The organism is Streptomyces sp. VNUA24, assembly GCF_029167005.1.
GTDB lineage: Bacteria > Actinomycetota > Actinomycetes > Streptomycetales > Streptomycetaceae > Streptomyces > Streptomyces scabiei.
On the sequence record NZ_CP119143.1, the window covers coordinates 609,746 to 628,961 of the forward strand.

Sequence of the window (19,216 nt, forward strand, 5' to 3'; positions counted from 1 at the left end):
TGCGGGTCGAACTACAGGTCCTCCGTGGATTGCCGTCCCGCCCTCGGGGGCAACCCTCACCAGGAGACCCTGTGAATTAGGTAACCCTTACCTTAGTATGTCGGCGACCCGGCTCAGAACCGGACCCCGACCTGGTGGGAAGGCTCACTGCTGTGTGCGGTACCGAGGAAGTCCTGGCCTACTGGCGGCGGCTGCTGACATCGCTGCCGCTCGAGATCTCACTGCCCGCCGACCGGCCTCACCCGCCACAGCCCCTGCAGCAACGCGACACCCGCACACGGGCGGACGTACCGGACGCCCCCGACGCCGTACACCTGGCCGCCTTCGTCGCCCTGCTGCACCGCTACACCGGGGCGACGGACCTGACGGTCGGCCATGACGGGCTCCCGCTGCGGGTGTCCGTCGAGCACGAACCCTCGTTCGCCGAACTGGTACGGCGCGTGACGCAGGCGCACGAGGAGGCGCAGACCCACCGGGTGCCGGTCGGCCTCCTGGTCGAGGAGCTGCGCCCCCGGCCGACGCGCGGCGGCGGCCTGTTCTTCAACACGGCTCTCGCCACGGCCGCGCGGCCCGCCGGTGACCTGCCCGCCCCGGTGGACGTCCTGCTGGAGGTCGGCGAGGACTCGGCCCGGGCCTCGTACCACCCCGGCGTCTTCGACGCCACGACGATCGACCGGCTCCTCGGCCACTACCGCACGCTCCTCGCCGACGCGCTCGCCCGGCCCGACACCCCCGTCGCCCGCCTGGAGCTGATGAGCCCCGAGGAGTTCCGCCGGGTCGTCGTCGACTGGAACGACACCGCGCACACGGTGCCGGCGGACACCTGGCCGGCGATGTTCGCCGAGCAGGTCCGGCAGCGTCCGGACGCCGTGGCGCTGGTCTTCGAGGACCAGAAACTCACCTACGCGGAGCTGGACTCACGCGCCAACCGCCTGGCGCACGCGCTGCTCGCACGCGGCGCCGGCCCCGAGCGGATCGTCGCCCTGGCCCTGCCGCGCTCGGTCGAGCTGTTCGTGGCGGAGGTGGCCGTCCTGAAGTCGGGCGCCGCCTATCTACCGATCGACCACGACTACCCGGCGGACCGCATCGCGTACATGCTGGGCGACGCGCGGCCCGTCTGCATGGTGACGACCGCGCGGACCGCCCGGGAACTCCCCGGCGCGGACGACGGCATGACCGTCCTGGAACTGGACACACCTGCCACGGCGGCCGAGTTGGCCGGGCGGCCCGACCACGACCCCGGGGAGGCGGACCGCGGAGGGCCGCTCACCGTCCTCAACGCCGCCTACGTGATCTACACCTCGGGCTCGACCGGCCGCCCCAAGGGCGTCGCCCTCTCGCACGGCGGTGTGGCGAAGCTGGTGGCCACGCAGAGCGAGCGGTTCGGCATCGGCCCGCACAGCCGGGTGCTGCAGTTCGCCTCCCCGAGCTTCGACGTCGCCTTCTGGGACCTGTGCCTCGGACTGCTCTCCGGCGGCCGGCTCGTCGTCGTACCCGCGGAGCTGCGGGTGCCCGGAGCGCCGCTCGCCGACTACGCGAACGCGCACGGCGTCACCTTCATGATCCTGCCGCCCGCACTGCTCGCCGCCATGCCCGAGGACGTGCGACTGCCGCCGAACGCGACGCTGTTGGCGGGCACCGAGCGGGTCTCCCCCGAGCTGGTGGGGCGGTACGCGCGCGGGCGGATGATGTTCAACGCGTACGGCCCGACCGAGGCCACCACCAACTCCACGCTGGGACTGTGCGATCCGGACATCCCGGCCGGTGCGATCGTCCCCATCGGTGTGCCCGACCCGGGCACCCGCGCATACGTCCTGGACGCATATCTGCGGCCGGTCCCCGCCGGGGTCACGGGTGAGCTGTATCTCGGCGGCGCGGGTCTGGCCCGGGGCTATCTCGGGCGGCCGGACCTGACCGCCGAGCGGTTCGTCGCGGACCCGTTCGGGGAGCCCGGCGAGCGTCTCTACCGCACCGGTGACCTGGTGCGTTGGCGGGCCGACGGGCGGCTGGAGTTCCTCGGGCGCGCCGACGCCCAGGTCAAGATCCGCGGGTTCCGGATCGAGCCGGGCGAGATCGAGTCGGTGCTGCGCGGCCACCCGGCCGTCGACCAGGTCACCGTGGTCGTCCGCGAGGACCGCCCCGGCGACCGCCGCCTCGCCGCCTATGTCGTCCCCGCCCTCGACGCGGGGCGCGACGCGGACCCGGACGCACGCGTCGAGGAGTGGAAGGAGCTGCACGACCTCCTCTACGGGGCGGCCGGTGCCGAGGACTCGGGCGGCCGGGACACCGACGGCTCCGGCGACTCCGGCAGGGCGGGCACGGTCGACGGCTCCGGTCTCCGTGAGAACTTCGCGGGCTGGAACAGCATGTACGACGGCACACCGATCCCCGTCGAGGAGATGCGCGAGTGGCGGGTCGCGACCGTCGAGCGCATCCGCGAACTCGGCACCGGACAGAAGGTGCTGGAGATCGGGGTCGGCAGCGGGCTGATCCTGTCCCGGATCGCGCCCGGGTCCGAGGCGTACTGGGGCACCGACCTCTCGGCGGCGGCCGTCGCGGCGCTGCGCGCCCAGGTCGACACCGATCCGGAGCTGGCCGCGAAGGTCGAACTGCGGACCCGGCCCGCCCATGACGCCGAGGGCCTGCCCGAGGGGTACTTCGACACGGTCGTCATCAACTCCGTCGCCCAGTACTTCCCCAGCGGGGAGTACCTCGCCGACGTCCTGCGCCAGGTGTCACGGCTGCTGGCCCCCGGCGGCCGGATCTTCGTCGGCGACGTCCGCAATCTGCGGCTGCTGCGCACGCTGCGCGCCGCCGTGGAGACCCGTCGGGCGACCGGTGGCGACGAGGCGGACAAGAGCGCGCTGCGGACGGCCGTCGAGCAGTCGGTGCGCTGGGAGGGCGAACTCCTCCTCGACCCGGACTTCTTCGCCGCGCTCGACGGCTTCGACGCGGACATCCGCGTCAAGCGGGCCGCGCACCACAACGAGCTGAGCCGCTACCGGTACGACGTCGTCCTGCGGCCGGGGGCCGCGACGGCCGCCCGGGACCTGCCGGAGCTGGACTGGGCGGCTGCCGGCGGGCTCGCCGGACTGGCCGGGCTGCTGACCGGTCGGCCGGACGGGCTCCGCGTCACCGGTGTGCCCAACGCACGCCTCGCGGACGACCTGGCGGACCTGCGGCGACTGGAGGGCTCCAGCCGGGAGGCGGCGTCCGGCGCCGACCCCGAGGATCTGTACGCCCTGGCGGCCGAGCACGGCTACCGGGCGGCACTCACCTGGAACGGGAACGCCGACGACGGGGCGCTCGACGCCGTGTTCGTCCTCGACGGGCCCTTCGGGCCCCTGTACCGGACGGCCGGCACCTCTGCGCACGCGAACCGGCCGGCGCCCTTCCGGGACGTGACCGCGCTGATGCGGACCCTGCGCGGACACGCGGCCGAGTGGCTGCCCGACTACATGGTCCCCTCCGCCTTCGTCCCGCTGCACGCCCTGCCGGTCACCCCCAGCGGCAAGATCGACGCACGCGCCCTGCCCGCCCCGGACTACGCGGGCATGAGCTCCGGCCGGGCCCCGCGCACCCCCCGCGAGAAGCTGCTCTGCTCGCTGTACGCCGAGGTGCTGGGGCTGGACTCCGTGACGGCCGAGGACGACTTCCTCGCGCTCGGCGGCGACAGCATCAGCGCCATCCACCTCCTCGTCCGCGCCCGGGAGTCGGGCCTCGGACTGACCACCCGTGAGGTGTTCCGGCACCGTACGGTCGAGGCGCTGGCGCAGGCCGCCGTGGAGCGGGTCGCCGCGCGCACCGCCGACGAGCCGCTGGTGGAGGCCGACGAGGCCGAACTCGCCGAGCTCCAGGGCGCGCACCCGCTGCCGGTCGAGGAACTGCTGCCGCTCACCCCGCTCCAGCAGGGCTTCTTCTTCCACGCCCTCACCGGGGGCGACGGGGACACGTATGTCGTCCAGCAGGTGCTGGACCTCGCCGGCCCCGTCGACGCCTCTTTCCTGCGCCGTGCCGCGCAGCGGCTCCTGGACCGGCACGCCCCGCTGCGGGCCGCGTTCCGTCAGCGCCCGGACGGCACCCCGGTGCAGATCATCACGCGGGACGCCGAACTGCCGTGGCGGGAGGTCGACCTGTCCTCGCAGGACGGCGGGGTCCGGGAGTCGCTCGGCGACGCGGTGGCCGCCGACGAGCGCGCCCGGGGCTTCGACCTGGCCGCGCCGCCCCTGCTGCGCTGCGCCCTGGTCCGTCTCGGCGAGGAGCGCAGCCGCCTCGTGCTGACGTTCCATCACATCGTGGCGGACGGCTGGTCCCTGCCGGTGCTGCACCGCGAACTGATGGCGTTCTACGGCACCGACGCGCCCCCGCTCCCCTCCGTCGCCCCCTACCGCGGCTTCCTGCGCCGCCTGGCCGAGCAGGACTGCGACGCGGCCCGTACCGCCTGGGCCGACGCGCTCGCCGGGCTGGACGAGCCGACCCGTCTGGTCGGTGACCCGGCCGACACGGCGCCCGTGCGTCCGGAACACGTCCGGGTGGAGCTGTCCGAGCGCACCACCGCGCGACTCGCCGAGCGGGCCCGCGAGTACGGGATCACCCTCGGCACGATCGTCCAGGGCGCCTGGGGGCTGCTGCTCGGCAGGCTGACCGGCCGGGACGACCTCGTGTTCGGCACCACGGTCTCCGGGCGCGACGGCGAGGTCGAGGGCATCGCCTCCATGGTGGGCCTGTTCATCAACACCCTGCCGACACGGTTCCGTTGGACCCCCCGGGAGTCCCTGGGCACGCTGCTGGTCCGGCTCCAGGAGGAGCAGGCCCGGCTGCTGGACCACCAGCACCTCGGTCTCGCCGAGATCCAGCGGCTCTCCGGGCACGCGGGCTCCGGCGAACTCTTCGACACCCTCGTGGTGTTCGAGAACTACCCGGCCGAGAACGGCCTGCGGGACGCCTCGGGCACCGTGCACATCACCGGTGACGCCTTCCACGACGCCGTGCACTACCCCCTCGCCCTCGTCGTGAAGCCCGGCCGGCGGCTCGACCTGCGGCTCAAGCACCACGCGGAACGCCTCGACGGTGACACCGCGCGCATGCTGGGCGACCGGCTGGCCCGGGTCCTGGAGGCCGTCGCCGAGTCACCGGACCGTGCGGCCGCCTCCGTCGACCTGCTCTCCCCCGACGAGGCCCTGCAAGCCCATCCCGCCGGCGAGGAACGGGCCCTGCCGGGGACCACCCTGGCGGAGGGGTTCGCGGCGCAGGTCGCCCGAACGCCCGACGCGACCGCCGTCGTGTTCGACGGCGAGCGGCTGAGCTACGCCGAACTGGACAGACGCGCGCTGGAGTTGGCGGCACGGCTGCGCCGCCGGGGTGCCGGGCCGGGCACCTTCGTGGCGGTCGCCGTGCCGCGTTCGGCGGAGCTGATGGTGGCGCTGCTGGGTGTCCTGAAGTCGGGGGCCGCCTATCTGCCGGTGGATCTGGACTATCCGGCGGACCGGGTCACCCACATGCTCACCGACTCGGGCGCCACCACCGTGGTGACCCTGTCGGCCACGGCCGGTCGTCTGCCCGGGCAGGCCCTGCCTTCGGTACTGCTGCTCGACATCCCCGACGGCCTCGACACCCCCGACCAACTCGACCAACTCGACGACCTGGATGACCTGGACGACCTGGACGGCCTCGACGGCGAGCCGTCCGCCGGGCGATCCCCGGACCCCGTGCGTCCCGCGCGCCCCGACGACCCCGCCTACCTCATCTACACCTCCGGCTCGACCGGTCTGCCCAAGGGCGTGGTCGTCAGCCACCGCGCCATCGTGAACCGGCTGGCCTGGATGCAGGCCGAGTACGGGCTCGGCTCCGACGACCGGGTGCTGCAGAAGACGCCGTCCAGCTTCGACGTCTCCGTGTGGGAGTTCTTCTGGCCGCTCCTGGAAGGCGCGAGCGTGGTTCTCGCCCGCCCGGACGGCCATCGCGACCCCGCCTACCTGGCCGGTCTCGTCCGCGAACAGGCCGTCACGACCCTGCACTTCGTGCCGTCGATGCTGGAGGCGTTCCTCGCCCACGACGAGGTCACCGGCGACCCCGCCTGGTCGGCGTCGCTGCGCCGAGTGCTCAGCAGCGGCGAGGCGCTTCCCGTCGCCGCCGCGAACCGCTGGCACGCGCTGACGGGCGTAGCGCTGCACAACCTGTACGGCCCGACCGAGGCGGCCGTCGACGTCACGTACCACCCGTACGTCCCCGAGGAGGACCGGGGCACCGCGGTGCCGATCGGGCGTCCCGTGTGGAACACCGGGCTGCGGGTCCTGGACGCCTGTCTGCGGCCCGTCCCCGACGGTGTCCCCGGTGAGCTGTACCTGACCGGTGTCCAGCTCGCCCGTGGCTACCACGCGCGCCCGGCGCTCACGGCCGAGCGGTTCACCGCCGACCCGTACGGGCGGCCGGGCAGCCGGATGTACCGCACCGGTGACCTGGTCAGACGGCGGGCGGACGGGGTGATCGAGTACCTGGGCCGCACGGACCGGCAGGTGAAGCTGCGCGGCAACCGGATCGAACTCGGCGAGGTAGAGGCGGCGCTCGTCCGGCTGCCGGAGGTCGCGCAGGCCGCGGTGACGGTACGGGACGACGCGCTCGTCGCCTACGTCGTACCCGCCCCGGGCGCCGCCGCCGAGGCCGGTGATCTCCGCGAGAGCGTCACCGGCTCGCTCCCCGCCCCCATGGTGCCGAGCGCCTGGGTGGTCCTCGACGCCCTGCCGCTCACGCCCAGCGGCAAGCTGGACCGGGCCGCGCTGCCCGCCCCGCAAGCCGTCCGCGGCACCGTCACCCGGGCGCCGGGCACCCCCCGGGAGCAGCTGCTCGTCGAGATCTTCGCGGCCGTGCTGAAGCTCGACGAGGTCGGCGTCGACGACGACTTCTTCCTGCTCGGCGGGGACAGCATCAGCTCGATCGCCGTCTCCAGCCGGGCCCGCCGGGCGGGTCTGGCCATCGGCCCGCGCGAGGTGTTCGAGCACCGCACCCCGGCGGCGCTCGCGGCGACGGCCACCCTCGACGAGAGGGACGCCGGCGACCCCCTCGCCGCGTCCACGTTCACTCTGACCGAGGAGGAACGGGAGCACGTCGAGCGGCTCGCCCCGGGCCGGATCGAGGACGTGTGGCCCCTCGCCCCGCTCCAGGAGGGCCTGTTCTTCCACTCGAACTTCGACGCCGGTGCCCTGGACGTCTACACGGTCCACGAGTCCTTCGACTTCGCCGAACGTGTCGACGCCGGGCGGCTGACGGCGGCCGTGCGCACCCTGCTGGACCGCAACCCGTCCCTGCGGGCCGGGTTCACCAGTGAGGGGCTGCGGCGGCCGGCGCAGTTCATCGTGCGGGACGCCGCGATCCCGCTGACCGAGGTGGACCTGGCCGGGCTTCCGACGGCCGAACAGGACGCCCGGATGCGGGAGTTGCTGGACGACTCGCGTGCCCGGCGCTTCGACCTCACCCGGCCCCTCCTCTTCCGTATGCTGCTCGTCCGGCTCGGTGAGGAGCGCGGCGACCGGCTGATCGTCGGCCGCCATCTGATCCTGTGGGACGGCTGGTCCGCCTGGCTGTTCCTGGACCAGCTGTTCGCGCTGTACGAGCGCGGCGGCGACCCGGCGGGTCTCGCCCGCCCCGGTTCGTACCGCGACTATCTGACCTGGCTGGAGCGGCAGGACGACACCGAGGCCACCCGTGCCTGGCGCGCGGCCCTGTCCGGCTTCGAGGAACCCACCCTGCTGGTGCCGGCCGCCTCGGAGCGGGGCCAGGAGCCGGTGATCCCGGAGCAGTTGGACGCCGTGCTGGACGCGCCGGTCGCCGAGCGGCTGCGCGACCTCGCGCGGAGCCAGGGGCTGACCCTCAACACCGTGCTGAACGCGGCCTGGGGTCTGGTCCTGGCCGGTGCGACCGGGCGGACCGACGTCGCGTTCGGTACGACGGTCGCGGGGCGGCCCAGCGAGGTGCCGGACGTCGAGAACGTCATCGGCATGTTCCTGAACACCGTGCCCGCGCGCATCGCCTTCGACCCGCGTGAGCCGGTCGTCGACCTGCTGCGCCGGATCCAGGGCGAGCGTCTTGAGGTCATGCCGTTCGAGCACCTGGGTCTGGGTGTGCTCCAGGCCGAGTCGGGCCACCGACGGCTGTTCGACACCCTGTTCGTGCTGCGCAACGCCGACACCGACGAGCGGCTGGCCGAGCTGCGCGAGCGGCACGGCGCGACGGCCGTGGCCAACGTGGACGCCACGCACTACCCGGCCAACCTAGTCGTCACTCCCGGTGAACGGGTCAGGGCGACGCTCGCGTACCGGCCCGACCTGCTGGACGGCGCGTACGCGCGGAGCCTGCTGGACCGGTTCGTGCTGCTGGTCGCCCGACTGGTGGCCGACCCGCACGCCCCCGTCGGCTCGCTGGACCCCCTGCTGCCCGCCGAGGCCGCCGCGCTCGCCCGCGAGGAGGACGAGCAGCGGCAGCCCGTGCCGCACGAGACGGTGGCGGACATGCTCGCCGCGCAGGCCGCCCGGACCCCGGACGAGACCGCCCTCGTCTTCGGCGCGCAGACCCTCACCTATGCCGAACTGGACGCCCGCTGCGACCGTATGGCCCGGCTGCTGATCGCGCGGGGCGCCGGACCCGAGCGGGTGATCGCGCTCGGTCTGCCGCGCTCGATCGACATGGTGGTGGCGCTGTTCGCGGTGCTGCGCACGGGGTCGGCGTATCTGCCGCTGGAGCTGGACCATCCGGCCGACCGGTTGTCGCTGATGCTGGCGGACGCCCGCCCGCTGCTTCTGCTCTCCACGGCGGGCGTGTCGGCGACGCTGACGGGCGACACGCCGCGTGTGCTGCTCGACGACCCGGCGGTGGCGGACGAGCTGGCCTCCTTCCCGGCCGGCCCGGTGTCGGTGTCTTTCAGCCTGGACCACCCGGCGTACGTCATCTACACCTCCGGGTCGACCGGTCGTCCCAAGGGTGTCGTCACGCCGTACGTCGGTCTGACGAACATGCAGCTCAACCACCAGAAGGAGATCTTCGCCCCGGCGATCGCGTCGGCGGGCGGACGGCGGCTGCGGATCGCGCACACCGTGTCGTTCGCGTTCGACATGTCCTGGGAGGAGCTGCTGTGGCTCGTCGAGGGGCATGAAGTGCACGTCTGCGACGAGGAGTTGCGACGGGACGCGACCGCGCTGGTGGCGTACTGCGAGGAGCACCGCGTCGACGTGGTGAACGTGACCCCGACGTACGCCCATCTCCTGCTGGAGGAGGGCCTGTTGGAGGGGCACCGGCCGCCGCTGGTGCTGCTCGGCGGCGAGGCCGTCACCGAGACGGTGTGGAACACCCTGCGGGACACGGAGGGGACGTACGGCTACAACCTGTACGGCCCGACCGAGTACACGATCAACACGCTCGGCGGCGGCACGGAGGACAGTGCCACCCCGACCGTCGGCAGGCCCATCCGGGCCACCCGCGCCCGTGTCCTCGACCCCTGGCTGCGGCCGGTGCCGGACGGGGTGGCGGGTGAGCTGTACATCGCGGGTGTCGGTCTGGCGCGCGGGTATCTCGACCGGCCCGGTCTGACGGCCGAGCGGTTCGTGGCGGACCCGTACGGGCGGCCGGGCGAGCGGATGTACCGCACCGGTGACCTCGTACGCCGCCGCCCGGACGGCAACCTGGACTTCCTGGGCCGTACCGACGACCAGGTGAAGATCCGGGGCCACCGGGTGGAGCTGGGCGAGATCGAGACCGCGCTCGGGCAGCACCCCGAGGTGTCCCGGGCCGCCGTCGTCGCCCGCGACGACACCTCCGCTCCCGGCACCAAGCGGCTGGTCGGCTACGTCGTCCCGGCCGAACCCGACGCCGAGGCACGGGAGTCGGCCGAGCGGGAGCAGATCGGTGAGTGGCGGGAGATCTACTCCGCCGAGTACACCGAGATCGGCACCGCCCTGTTCACCGAGGACTTCGCGGGCTGGGACAGCTCCTACGACGGCGACCCCATCCCCGTGGAGCACATGCGGGAGTGGCGTGAGGCCACCGTGGAGCGCATCCGTGAGCTGCGGCCCCGCCGCATCCTGGAGATCGGCGTCGGCTCGGGCCTGCTGCTGTCCAAGCTGGCGCCGGACGCGGAGGCGTACTGGGCGACCGACTTCGCCGCACCCGTGATCCGCAAGCTCGCCGAGGGCGTCAAGGGCGACCCCGTGCTGGCGGGGAAGGTCGAACTGCTCTGCCGGCCCGCCGAGGTGACGGACGGGCTGCCCACCGGCTACTTCGACACGGTCGTCATCAACTCCGTCGTCCAGTACTTCCCCAGCCTGGACCACCTCCACCAGGTGATCCGGGGCGCGCTGGACCTGCTCGCGCCCGGCGGTTCGCTGTTCCTCGGTGACGTCCGGGACCTGCGGCAGGCCCGGGTGTTCCAGGCCGGCATCCAGGCCGCGCGCGCCGACGCGCACACGGAGCCCGACGGTCTGCGCCGGGCCGTGGAGCGGGGGCTCGCCCTGGAGAAGGAACTCCTCGTCGACCCGGACTGGTTCACCACCCTCGGCGTCGGTGTCGACCTGCGCACGAAGGCGGGCCGCCACCACAACGAACTGACCCGCTACCGGTACGACGTGGTGCTCTACGAGGGGGACGCCGGGCTCTCGCTGGACGGTGTGCCGGCGGTCGCCTGGACCGGACGGGACGCGCTCCTCGCCCGGCTCGACGGCACCGGACCGCTCCGGGTGCGGGCCGTCCCGGACGCCCGCACCGCCGGCGACCTCGCCGGACTGCGCGCCCTGGACTCCGGACGGCCGACGCCGGTCGCCGCCACGGGCGTGGAGCCGGAGGACCTGCGCGAGACCGCCGAGGCGCACGGCTACCGGCTGCTCACCACCTGGTCCGCCGAACCCGGCTTCTACGAGGCCGTGTTCGTGCCCGACGACCGGGAGCCCAACGGCGGCACGCCCCGTACGGCGGGCCTGTACCGGCCGCGCGCCGACCGGACCGAGGACGCCCCGTACGCCAACACCCCGGCCGCCGGCCGCGGTCACACCGCGCTGATCCGGCGCCTGCGCGACGACCTCGGACAGCGGCTGCCCGGCTACATGGTGCCCGCCGCCTTCGTGGTCCTGCCCGGACTGCCGATGAACGACAACGGCAAGCTGGACGTGCGCGCGTTGCCGGACGCCGAGCCGGCGGTCGCCCTGTCGGCCGGTCGCGGCCCGCACACCCCGGTCGAGGAGGTGCTGTGCCGCCTGTTCGCCGAGGTGCTGGGGCTGCCCCGCACCGGCGCCGAGGACAACTTCTTCGATCTGGGCGGTCATTCGCTGCTCGCCACCCGGCTGATCAGCCGGGCCCGCACCGAGCTGGGCGCCGAACTGGCCATCCGTGACCTGTTCGAGGCGCCCACCCCGGAGACGCTGGCCCTGCGGGCGGCCACCGGGCAGCCGGCCCGGCCCGTGCTGGAGCCTGCCGCCCCACGGCCCGCCCGCATCCCCCTGTCGGCCGCCCAGCGGCGGCTGTGGCTCGTGGAGCGGATCACCGGGGACGGGGTCGCGTACAACTTCCCGCTCGTGTTCCGGCTCCGGGGCACCCTGGACCTGGACGCCCTGCGCACCGCCCTGCGCGATGTGACGGATCGTCACGAGGCGCTGCGGACACGGTTCGTGGAGGCGGACGGGGAGCCGTACCAGTGGATCGCGGAGCCCGGTGAGGCCGAGCCGGAGTTCCGGCTGACCGAGGCGGACGAGAGCCGGATCGCGCAGTGGATCGAGGAGGCCCAGCGCCGCCCGTTCGACCTGGGCTCCGAACTTCCGGTCCGCGCCGAAGTGTTGAGGCTGGCGGCGGACGACCACGTGGTGGCCGTCGTGCTGCACCACATCACCACCGACGAGTGGTCCGACCGGCCGTTCCTCGCCGATCTGCACCGCGCGTACGCGGCCCGCGCCGCGGGCACCGCGCCCGAGTGGGCTCCGCTGCCGGTGCAGTACGCCGACTACACCCTGTGGCAGGAGCGTCTGCTCGCCGAGGTGGAGGACGACCAACTCGCGTACTGGACAGGGGCCCTGAGCGGACTCCCGGCGGAGATCCCGCTGCCGCTGGACCGCCCGGGAGCGCCCCGCGCCACCGGACGCGGGGCCGTGGTCCGCGCCACGCTCCCGGGCGCCATCGGGGACGCGCTGCGCGACCTCGCCGGCACCCACCAGGTCAGTATGTTCATGCTGTTCCAGGCCGCCACGGCGGCGCTGCTGCACCGCCTCGGGGCCGGGGACGACATCCCGCTCGGCGCGCCCATCGCGGGCCGTACCGACAGCGCGGTGGACGACCTGGTCGGCTTCTTCGTCAACACGCTGGTGCTGCGCACCGATCTGTCCGGCGCCCCGTCCTTCGAGGCGCTCCTCGGCCGGGTGCGGGAGGCGGCGCTGGCGGCGTTCGAGCATCAGGACGTGCCGTTCGACCGGGTCGTCGAGGCCGTCAACCCGGTCCGGACCGCCGACCGCAACCCGCTCTTCCAGGTCATGCTCGGCTACCACCACCGCCCCGACGGCGACCCGGAGCTGTTCGGGCTGCCCACCGAGTGGTTCGACATGGACAACGGCATGGCCAAGTTCGACCTGGACTTCACCTTCGTCGACCACGGCCCCGGCCGGGACCTGGCCCTGCTGCTGGAGTACGCCACCGACCTCGCCGACGAGGAGACGGCCGTCTCGCTCGCCGGGCGGCTGCTGGGACTGCTGGAGCGGGTCGTCGCGGAGCCGGGCCGTCCGCTGCGGTCCTTCGACCTCCGCACCGACGAGGAGAGGGCGGCCGTCTGGAACGACACCACCCGTCCCCTGGAGACCCGGTCCGTCCCGGAGATCCTCGACGACGTCGTCCGCTCCCGGCCCGACGCGCCCGCCCTCACCACGGGGGCTTCCCGGCTCACCTTCCGGGAACTGGGCGAGCGGGTGGACGCCGTGGCCCGGCTGCTGCTCCGTCGGGGCGCCGCCGCCGAGCGCGTGGTCGGCCTCGCCCTGCCCCGGCACCTGATGGTTCCGGCACTCCTGGGCGTTTTGAAGTCCGGTGCCGCCTATCTGCCGCTCGACCCCGAACACCCCACCGAACGGCTGGAGTTCATGCTCCGTGACGCGGCACCGCTGTGCGTGCTCAGCACGGCGGAGCTGGCGGCGAAGCTGCCGCAGGGGTCCCCGGCCGTCCTGATCGACGACCTGGTCCCGGACGAGGGGGAGGCACCGGCCGTCGCGCCCCCCGCGCCCTCCGGCACCGCGTACGTCATCTTCACCTCGGGTTCCACCGGCACCCCCAAGGGTGTCGTCGGCACCCACCGCGGCCTGAGCAACCTCTTCGCCGCCCACCGGGACGACCTGATCCGGCCCGCCGAGCGGTCCCTCGGCCGGGACCGGCTGCGGGCCGTGCATGCGGCCTCGTTCAGCTTCGACGGCTCCTGGGAGCCGCTGCTCTGGCTGCTCGCAGGACACGAGGTGCAGGTCGTCGAGGAGGCCGTGATGGCCGACCCGGCCGCGCTGCTCGCCCACCTCGGCCGGGAGGACATCGACTTCCTGGACGTCACTCCGACCTACCTCCGCGAGCTGATCCACCACGGCTTCCTGGAGCCCGGCGCCCCGCTCCCCGGTGTGATCGCCGTGGGCGGCGAGGCGACCCCGGCCCCGCTGTGGGAGCGGCTGTGCGCCCTGCCCGGGGTCCAGGTCCACGACCTGTACGGGCCCACCGAGAGCGCGGTCGACGCCTACGGCTGGCACAGCGACGCCGGCGGACGCCGGGCCGCGCCGCTGGACAACATCCGCGCCCATGTCCTGGACGAGCTGCTGCGGCCCGTCCCCGTGGGCATCACCGGTGAGCTGTACCTCGCCGGGGAGGGCCTGGCGCGGGGCTACCTCGACCGACCGGGCCTGACCGCCGAGCGGTTCACGGCCGACCCGTTCGGCGCGCCCGGCTCCCGGATGTACCGCACGGGCGACCTGGTCCGGCGGCGCCGCGACGGCTCGCTGGAGTTCCTGGGCCGCGCCGACGGCCAGGTCAAGCTGCGCGGCTTCCGTATCGAGCCCGGCGAGATCGAGGCACTGCTCGCCCGCCACCCCGACGTGGCGACGGCAGCCGTGGTGGTCCGCGAGGACACGCCCGGGGTGCGCCGGCTCGTCGCGTACGTCCTGCCGGCCGCTCGGCGCGTCCCGGACCCGGCGGAGCTGCGCGGCCACACAGCCGGGGCGCTGCCCGCGCACATGGTGCCGAGCGCCTTCGTCACCGTGCCGGCGCTGCCGCGCACGGTCGCGGGCAAGCTCGACGAGAAGGCTCTGCCCGCGCCCGACCCCGGCGCGTCCGCGTTCGGCCGCAGGCCGCGCACCCCGCGCGAGGACCTGCTGTGCGAGGCGTTCGCCGCCGTCCTCGGTGTGCCAGAGGTCGGCGTCGACGACGACTTCTTCGCGCTCGGCGGCCACTCGCTGCTCGCGATGCGCCTGACCGCACGGGTCCGGGCCGCGCTCGGCGCCGAGGTGTCGCTGCGCACCGTCTTCGACGCCCCGACACCGGCCCGTCTCGCCCGGCACCTGGCGGGCGGCGTCGACACGGCGGGCGCGGCCCGCCCGGCCCTGACGGTCCGGCCGCGCCCGGAGCTGCTGCCGCTGTCCTCCGCCCAGCAGCGCCTGTGGGTGCTGTACCAGGTGGAGGGTCCCAGTGCCACGTACAACATCCCCTCGGCCTGGCGGCTGACGGGCGCGTTGGACGTCGAGGCGCTGCGGGCCGCCGTGCACGACGTGGTGGTCCGGCACGAGACGCTGCGCACGGTCTTCCCCGACGACGAGGGCCGGGCCCGGCAGCTGGTGCTGGCGCCCGAGGAGGTCCGCGTCCCGTTCGAGGTCGTCGACACCGAGGAGGAGCTGCTGCCGGAACTGCTGGCGGAGGCGGGCACGTACGGCTTCGCGCTGGAGCGTGAACTCCCGCTGCGCGTCCAGGTGTTCCGTACCGGGGAGGAGGAGTGGACCGTTCTGCTGCTTCTGCACCACATCGCCGGTGACGAGTGGTCGGAGGGGCCGCTGCACCGGGACCTCGCGCTCGCCTACGGCGCCCGTACGTCCGGACGCGCCCCCGAGTGGGAGCCGCTGCCGGTGCAGTACGCGGACTACACGCTGTGGCAGCGGGACGTCCTCGGGGACGAGAAGGACGAGGACAGCCTCGCGTCGCGGCAACTCGCGTACTGGAAGCGGACGCTGGCCGGGCTGCCCGAGGAGCTGGCGCTGCCGGTGGACCGGGCCCGACCGCTGGAGTCCACCTACCGCGGCGGCTCCGCCGACCTGTCGCTGGACGCCGAACTCGCAGCCGCCCTGCACGCGTTGGCCCGGGACAACGGGGTCAGTGTGTTCATGGTGCTCCAGGCCGCCGTGGCCGGCCTGCTGTCCCGGCTCGGGGCGGGCCACGACATCCCGGTCGGCAGCCCGATCTCCGGGCGCACCGACGCCGCGCTGGACGACCTGGTCGGGTTCTTCCTCAACACGCTGGTGCTGCGCACCGACACCTCGGGGAACCCGACGTTCCGGCAGCTGCTCGGCCGGGTCAGGGAGACCGACCTGGCCGCGTTCGACCACCAGGACGCGCCCTTCGAGCGGCTGGTGGAGGTCGTCAACCCGGCCCGGTCGCTCGCCCGTCACCCGCTGTTCCAGGTGATGGTCGTGTACCTGGCGTCGGGCGGTGACGACACCGGACTGCCCGGGCTGATCACCCGCCGGGACGACGTGGCGCAGACGACCGCCAAGTTCGACCTGTCCTTCGACTTCGTCGAACGGGGCGACGGCAGCGGCGTGGACGGCGTCCTGGAGTACAGCGCCGACCTGTTCGACCACGCCACCGCCCAGTCGTTCGCGGACCGGCTGCGGCGGGTCCTGCGTGCCGTGACCGCCGACCCGGACACGGCACTCGCCGACGTCGACATCCTCGGCGCGGACGAGCGGGCCCGTCTCGTCGGCGGCTGGCACAGCAGGCCCACCGCCGGGGCGCCGGCCACCGTTCCCGCCCTGTTCGAGGAGCGGGTGCGCCGGCACGGTGACCTGCCCGCCGCCGCGTCCGACGGGGTCGAGCTGACGTTCGCCGAACTCGACGCGGACGCCAACCGGCTGGCCCGGCTGCTGGTGGCGGCCGGGGCCGGTCCGGAGCGGTTCGTGGCGCTCGCGCTGCCGCGCACCGCGCACTTCCTCACGGCCGTCCTCGCGGTCCACAAGGCGGGCGCGGGCTATCTGCCGCTGGACCCGGACGCCCCGGCGGAGCGCACGGCCGACGTCCTGGCCGACGCCCGGCCGGTGCTGACCCTGACCACCCGCGACCTGGCCGCCACCCTGCCGCCCGGCACCGAACCGCTGGTGCTGGACGACCGGACGACGCGGGCACGGCTCGCCCAGCAGGACTCCGCCGTCCTCACCGACGCCGACCGCACGGCCCCGCTGACGCCGGGGCACCCGGCGTACGTCATCTACACCTCGGGCTCCACCGGCCGCCCCAAGGGTGTGGTGATCACCCACGAGACGCTCGGCAACCTGTTCCACAGCCACCGCGAGACGCTGTACGCGCCCGCGGTCGAGGCGGCGGGGCGGCGGCACCTGCGGGTCGGGCACGCCTGGTCGTTCTTCTTCGACGCGTCCTGGCAGCCCCAGCTGTGGCTGCTGGACGGGCACTGCGTACACGTGCTGTCGGAGGAGGTCCGGCGCGACCCCGAGCTGGTCACCGAGGCCGTGCTGCGGCACCGGTTCGACTTCCTGGAGGTCACCCCGTCGTTCTTCACGCAAATGGCCGACAGCGGTCTGCTGCGGGACGGGGACTGCCCGCTCGCGGTCGTCGGCGTGGGCGGCGAGGCCGTCCCCGTCGCCCTGTGGAAGCGGCTGGCGGAGCTGCCCGGCACCGAGGCGTTCAACCTGTACGGGCCGACCGAGTCGACCGTGGACGCGCTCGTGGGACGCGTCCGGGACAGTGAACGGCCGCTCGTGGGACGGCCGGTGGCCGGCACCCGGGCGTACGTCCTCGACGACCGCCTGCAGCCGTTGCCGCCCGGTGTCCCGGGCGAGCTGTACCTCGCCGGCGGCGGTCTCGCCCGCGGCTACCTGGGCGGTCCCGCCCTGACGGCCGAGCGGTTCGTCGCCGACCCGTTCGGTCCGGCCGGATCACGGCTGTACCGCACGGGGGACCTGGCCCGCTGGACCGCCGACGGGCGGATCGACTACCTGGGCCGCGCCGACGACCAGGTGAAGATCCGCGGGTTCCGGATCGAGCCCGCCGAGATCGAGGCCGCGCTCACCTCCCACCCGGAGGCCGGGCAGGCCCTGGTGACGGTCCATCAGGACGGCCCGCGCAAGCTGCTGGTGGCCTACGTCGTCCCGGCCCCGGACACCGCGCCGGACCCGGCACGGCTGCGCGCCCATGTCGGCGGGCGGCTCCCGGACCACATGGTCCCGGCGGCCGTGGTCACGCTGGAGCGGTTCCCGCAGCTGGCCAACGGCAAGCTGGACCGGTCCGCGCTGCCCGCGCCCGACTTCTCCGCCCTGTCCTCCGGACGGGCGCCCGCCACGCCCGTGGAGGAACTGCTCTGCACGGTCTTCGCGGAGGTGCTGGGCCTGACCCGGGTCGGTGTGGACGACGACTTCTTCGCACTCGGCGGGGACAGTATCGTCGCCATGCAGCTCGTGGGCCGGGCCCGTGCGGCGGGCCTCAGGATCAGCCCGCGGCTGGTGTTCCGCCACCGTACGGTCGCCGCGCTGGGCACGGTGGCCGAGGCGGCCGACGTCTCCGTGCCGCGCCCGGCGGACGACGGCACCGGCAGCGTGCCACTCACCCCGGTCATGCACTGGCTGCGCGAACTCGGCGGCCCCTTCGCCTCCTACCACCAGGCGGCCCTCGTGCGCACCCCGGCGGCGCTGGACCTGCCGGGTCTGACGACCGTGCTCCAGGCTCTCGCCGACCGGCACGACCTGCTGCGGGCCACCCTGGTCCGGCCCTCGCGCGAGGACACCGAGGAGTGGTCGCTGCACGTGCCGCCGACCGGTACGGTCGACGCGGCGGGCTGGATCGAGCGGGTCGACGTGTCCGGGCTGGACGCGGCGGCACTGGGCGAGACCGTACGCGAACACACGGCTGCGGCACGGGCGTCGCTCGACCCGGACGCGGGGATCGTGGTCCGGGCGGTGTGGTTCGACGCGGGCGACGCGCCGGGCCGGCTGCTGCTGATGGGCCACCACCTCGTCGTGGACGGTGTGTCCTGGCGGGTGCTGCTGCCCGATCTCGAAGCGGCCTGGCGGGACGTGTCCACCGGTCGGCCGGTCGACCTGCTCCCTGTCGAGACGTCGTTCGCGCGCTGGTCCCGGCTGCTCACCGAGCTGGCCCGGTCGCCGGAACGGGAGGCCGAACTCCCCCTGTGGGAGGCGATCCTGGACGGCGGCGCGGAGTCCCTGCCGCTCACCCGCGAGCGGGACGCGGACCGCGACACCGCCGCCACCCGGCGCGAGGTGGTGCTCCGACTGCCCGCCGAGCGGACCGGGCCGCTGCTGTCGGCCGTGCCCGCCGCGTTCGGCGCCGGCGTCAACGACGTGCTGCTCGCCGGTCTGGCCCTCGCCTTCGCCGACCAGCGGAAGCGGAACGGCGGGACGGACACCTCCCTGCTCGTCGACCTCGAAGGCCACGGCCGTGAGGAGGAGCTGGGCGGCGACGGGGTCGATCTCTCCCGGACGGTCGGCTGGTTCACCAGCGTCTACCCGGTCCGGCTCGACGCGGGACCGGCCGACCCCGCCGACGCCTTCGCCGGCGGTCCGGCCGCCGAGGAGGCGGTACGGCGGGTGCGCGCGCACCTGGCGGCGCTGCCCGCGAACGGCGTCGGGTACGGGCTGCTGCGGCACCTCAACCCCCGTACCCGTGAGGTGCTGGCGGCCTACGAGCCGCCGCGCGTGGAGTTCAACTACCTGGGCCGGTTCGGCGTCCCGGAGGAGACGGACTGGTCGTACGCGCCGGAGGAGGACGCGGCGGACATCGGGTCGGAGGGCTCGACGCGGGAGGGCCACGCCCTGGAGATCAACGTGGTGACCGAGGACCGCGCGGACGGGCCCGTCCTGGCCGCGCACTGGTCCTACCTGGAAGGACTGCTGCCGCGCGACACGGTCCGGGATCTCGCCGAGACCTGGTTCCGGGCCCTGGAGGGGCTCGTCGCCCGGGCGGAGCGGAACACGGACGCGAGCGACGCGAAGTGAGA

The 19,216-nt window shown here is 74.1% G+C and carries 1 protein-coding gene; it reads left to right on the forward strand.

Annotation, left to right across the window (positions count from 1 at the left end; all coding sequences use genetic code 11):
* Positions 1-152: 152 nt before the first annotated feature.
* Positions 153-19,214, forward strand: a complete 19,062-nt coding sequence (locus PYR72_RS02495) for a non-ribosomal peptide synthetase (protein ID WP_275453632.1) — start codon at positions 153-155, stop codon at positions 19,212-19,214.
* Positions 19,215-19,216 lie beyond the last annotated feature (2 nt).